Here is a 2,750-nt window from a genome sequence, read left to right on the forward strand (position 1 = left end):
TGGGCATAGTAGAAGATGCAGCGAGTGCTTTGCCCAACTGATATAGATGACGATCCCACGCGAAAGTGACTGGAAGTGACTCAAATGGCCTGGAGTGGACTGGTGTCAGTCACATTCTGGTCACACACCACCCCTTTGTATAAAAGAACGAATTCGAATATCTAGTCCACGCAGCGGTGGTAGTGTTTGACTTGATGACCTCGATGATGCTATCGATAGCTCTTCCAGGTCTACTACATCGATCAGCCTTCATAGTCGGTGATATCCGACATTCGGGAAGGTGCTATGAATCTACATTTCACCCAGGAAGAGTTTGACGCGCGTCTTTTAGAGGCGCGACGGCGGATCAGCGCACATAACCTCGATGGTCTGCTCCTCTTCAAGCAGGAGAGCATGTACTACCTGACGGGTTACGACACCGACGGTTTTGTTCTGTTCCAAACACTGTTTCTCGGGCTCAATGGCGTATTGACCTTAGTTACTCGCTCGGCTGACAGAGTTCAGGCGAGCTATACCTCGATTATCGAGGACGTTCGTATCTGGTTAGATTCAGGATCTGAGAACCCGGCCAACGATGTACGCAAGATGCTTGATGGTCATGGTATGCGTGGCAAGCGCATTGGGGTTGAATACGATGCCTACGGGCTGTCTGCCAAGCGAGGCCAAATGTTGGAAGTGGCGCTTGAGAGCTTCTGCGAGCTCGTGGACGCCTCAGACCTCCTGCGCCAGCAGCGGTTAGTTAAAAGTCCGGCAGAGTTGAACTACATGCGAAAGGCAGGGGAGATCTGCCAAGCTGTCCAGGAGGAGGCGGTGCGCTTGTCGGTGCCGGGCGCCTTCGAAGGTGATATCCGCGCGGCTATGCACCGTATCATCTGGTCGAGTGACGGCGACACGCCGGCCCACGTCTGGCCTATGGGCAGTGGTCCCTCGGCTCTGCTAGTGCGCTACAAGTCGGGCGGGCGCTGTATCGGGGAGAATGACCAGGTCTTTCACGAGTTTGCGGCTTCCTACCGTCATTATCACGCGGCGCTGACCTTCGCCTTAGTCACGGGAGAAGACAGCTCAGCACATCGGTCGATGTTCTCCGTGTGCCGCGAGGCGCTTCAGGCCTGTGAAGAGGTTCTACGACCAGGAAAGACAGTGAGCGATGTCTTTGAGGGACATCGTCGGGCTTTCATCGCTGGAGGTTTCGAAGACAGTTATCTCAATGTTTGTGGTTATACGATGGGTGCTATGTTTCCACCGACCTGGATGGAAAATCCACTGATCCGTGAAGGTGAGCAGAAAATCCTGAAGCCTGGAATGGTCTTCTTCATGCACATGCTAATGGTCGATAGGACAAATGGCCATATGATGGCGCTGGGTGAGCAGGCTGTCGTCACAGATGGAGCCTGTGAGCTAATCACCCAGGCACTCGGTGAGCTGGTGATTAACTGACAGCAGTTGTAGGAAAACTAGTCACGATTTAGTCACGACCAGAAATTGGCGCAACTAGATTAGTTTTGCGAGGTTTGCCTATCCACCCCACGCAAGAGGCAGTGGTCTACCAGAATAACTTAAATACAAGCGTTAAATGGTCGGGGTGAGAGGATTTGAACCTCCAGCCCCTGCCTCCCGAAGGCAGAGCGCTCCTCACCAACGGTCCTAAAACCCTTTAAATAACAGGCTCCGACTCCGCGCAAACGGACCTGAATGGACTGGAGTGGACAGGATCGGACCCAGTTTCAGCACATTTTCAGCACACTAACTTGGGGGTACCCACCCCCATTAGTCTTTCTTCAGTTGAAAATATTGTCTCCGCACAGCGGAGGGAATTCTGAGCATCCAGATTTAGGTCCTCAAAGCTGTTAACCGGTTAACAAGTAGGAACCGCATACCTAAGCCATTTATCGCACTTTGGTTGTTAGGGTAGAAGGATCTTTTTAGAGCTCGCCCTGGATGAATCGCAGCCATGTCGGGATTTGGCTCAGGGGATTAGCCAGTCGCTTTGTAGCGAGTCGGCTCCATCCCAAATGAATTGCGCGCGCCGATGCCCACGCCGCGGCAGATAGAGCCACTCTAGCTCGTTAATCGTAAAGACGATCACAGAAAAATGACTGTAGGCGATTTCGTTTTCATCATTTGTTGGTACTGATTCGGCGTTGATTACCGGCCGCCCATCAGTGACCTGTACTGAAATTGATCCAGGATCGGGATCGGTGAGGTAGTTGCAACGATTGGGTCCTGGCATTACGGCCCATGCTTCGTGTGTGATTTCGTTGTTGTGGTTGACAATAGCGTTGGTACTAAGGCGCAGTTGCATCATCGGATTTGGCTGGTAGGCCACTAGTGTGCAGGCTGGCTGGGCTCGCAGTTGCGCTACTTTCGCTGAGCGAACATCGGTATAGATTTGTAACTGACGTTGTTGTCGATTGAAGCCCCGCAGGACCACCGTACGCCCCTGTGCTAGACCACCGGTGGAAACACTGATCAGCACCGGTGTGCGGACAGGGGAGGTGGGATCGCCAATGGCCTCTTCAAGCAAGCGCCACGATCGTTCCAAGGCTCCAGCCAGGTCATCGTAGAAGTCGTTATCATACATGATTCAGTTACCTCGGCAAACGGAACGGGTGCGGGTTTACTATTGCTGCCCGTGTACAATAGTTTTGTCGCACTGTAGCCCAAATAGTTTACCTGTTAACTCTAAAAAGTTTGGGTTGAGGCTGAAAAAAAGTTTTCTTTTCGGTGGTGTTAATGATGTTCTATCCGCA

2 protein-coding genes are annotated in these 2,750 nt (G+C 52.2%); one reads left to right on the forward strand and one right to left on the reverse strand.

Features of this window, described 5'->3' with window-relative positions:
- The first annotated feature begins 285 nt into the window (after nucleotides 1-285).
- Entirely contained in the window at nucleotides 286-1,437 is a 1,152-nt protein-coding gene (locus MK323_15335) for a Xaa-Pro peptidase family protein (protein ID MCH2483518.1), read from the forward strand.
- Nucleotides 1,438-1,966: 529 nt separating this feature from the next.
- On the opposite strand, the gene MK323_15340 is transcribed toward MK323_15335, so the two are convergent.
- Nucleotides 1,967-2,581, reverse strand: a complete 615-nt coding sequence (locus tag MK323_15340) for a hypothetical protein (GenBank protein ID MCH2483519.1) — start codon at nucleotides 2,579-2,581, stop codon at nucleotides 1,967-1,969.
- Between the last annotated feature and the right edge of the window lie 169 nt (nucleotides 2,582-2,750).

The sequence above is a fragment of the Gammaproteobacteria bacterium genome, from assembly GCA_022450155.1.
Lineage (GTDB): Bacteria > Pseudomonadota > Gammaproteobacteria > Arenicellales > UBA868 > REDSEA-S09-B13.